Raw genomic sequence first — 1,641 nt, 5'->3', positions numbered from 1 at the left:
GGTGAGGGCGGGGCGGGCGGATCGAGTGGTCTTCATGGCGACTCAAGGATCACCTGCGGAGTCGGCGGCAGGCGCACGGGGGATGCTCTGAGTTTCCTCTGAGAGTCGTACGGGACGGCCGACCGGCCTCCTGTCAGGCACCGGGCGGCCCGGGAGGTTCCTCGAGGACGCTCCAGGCGACCGGGCCCAACAGGTCGGCCAACCGCTGGAAGACGTCCATGAGCATGTCGTCCACGGTNNNNACCGCGTCCACCTCGGCGTCGGAGTCAAGACCCCTGGCGAGGCCGCGGACCGCGATGTCGCGGTCGGTGACGATACCGCGCAGCGTTCCTCCCTCCGTGATCACCACGGACCCGACCCCGTACTCGGCCATGTCACGGGAGACCTGCCCCAGGAGGGTGCCGGTGGGAACCGACACCGCGGGACGACTCATCGACTCGGAGATCTTCACGGCAGAGCCCCCATCACCAGGATCGCGCGCCGGAGCCGTGGCCGCGGGCGGGCAGAAGGGCGGCCTCGGCGGGGACCGGCGCGATGCGGAGGCGGGCGGCTCGGGTGCGGGCCTTCATGACCTGCCTCCGTGGAAGTCGGTGGTACCGGACTTTGAGGTGAGGATGGTGTCGGCCGTGCTGCTCCAGCCGCGTACTTCTTCATGGGCCTCCTCCTTCCCCGTCATCGTCCCGCTGCCGGACAACGCGGGGATGGGCCGAACGGTCCCGTGTCGGAAGCCGAAGAGGCCCTGCCCTGAAGAGGTGGCCAGGGCGGACGCCGCGCGCGGAGGCGGAAGGGCGGGCGGACGCGAGGAGGCGAGTCCGCATGGCCGCCGCGGATGCGGCCGTGATCGTCGTCGCCACGGTACTGGTCGCGGTGCTGGGCCGGTACTTCTTCGGCCCGCGCAAGGCCGCCACGCGTCACGAGGACGCCGCGGCCGCGGAGGACGCGGACGTCGCCGAACGCCAGGCGGAGATCAAGGACCTGACCCGCCGTGCCGTGGTCGAGGTACCGGGACCGGGCGGCAGTCGAGGACGGGGCCGACGACATCGCCGGACGGCTCGGCGCGCTTCGCACCCGCGGTTCCTCGTGGCGACGCCACAGCCGCAGAGGGTGATGGCCGCGGTTCAGTCCGCGACGCGGACCGCGCGTGCGGGGCGGATGGCGGCGGCGCGGCGGGCCGGGCCGACGGTGGCCAGGAGGGAGGCGGCGAAGGTGGCCGCGGCCAGGCCGAGGATGCTGGTCCACTCGACGGGGAAACCGCCTTCGAGGCCCTCGAAGGCCGCGCTGTTGCGGTACATGAGCCAGGTGGTGAGGACACCGAGCAGGGATCCGAGCACGATCCCCTCCGAGGCGACGAAGGCGCTCTCCCAGAGGAACGACCGTCGGACGGTCCGTGCCCGGAAGCCGAGGGCCCGCAGGATGCCGATGGTGCGTCGGCGTTCGCGCACGGCGCGGACCATGACGACGCCGAGGCCGGTGATGCCCACGCCGAGGCCCAGGGCGAGGAAACCCTGCATGAGGTGGAAGAAGGCCGTGCTGGAGTCGAACTGATCGCGGATCTCGGAGGCGATGGGCGTGGCGACCAGACTGGACGACAGCTGCTCTCCCTGGAGTTGGGGCGCCAGGGTGTCGGGGGAGGTGCCGGGG

Annotated in this window: 2 protein-coding genes; both read right to left on the bottom strand. The window is 72.0% G+C overall.

Translation table 11 applies throughout. From position 1 onward, the window contains the following. Positions 1-133: 133 nt before the first annotated feature. Positions 134-451, bottom strand: coding sequence for a CBS domain-containing protein (locus tag CCN56_RS39880; RefSeq protein ID WP_086832458.1), 318 nt, complete (start codon positions 449-451; stop codon positions 134-136). A 667-nt stretch (positions 452-1,118) separates the two neighbouring features. Continuing rightward, positions 1,119-1,641: ABC transporter permease (locus CCN56_RS39875; protein WP_143664817.1), on the bottom strand; the 523-nt coding region annotated here is incomplete at its 5' end.

This window comes from Streptomyces sp. NRRL B-24572 (assembly GCF_002156145.1).
Lineage (GTDB): Bacteria > Actinomycetota > Actinomycetes > Streptomycetales > Streptomycetaceae > Streptomyces > Streptomyces vietnamensis.
Note: the sequence above shows the minus strand (reverse complement) of the source record. Positions and strands in the feature narration are given on the sequence as shown.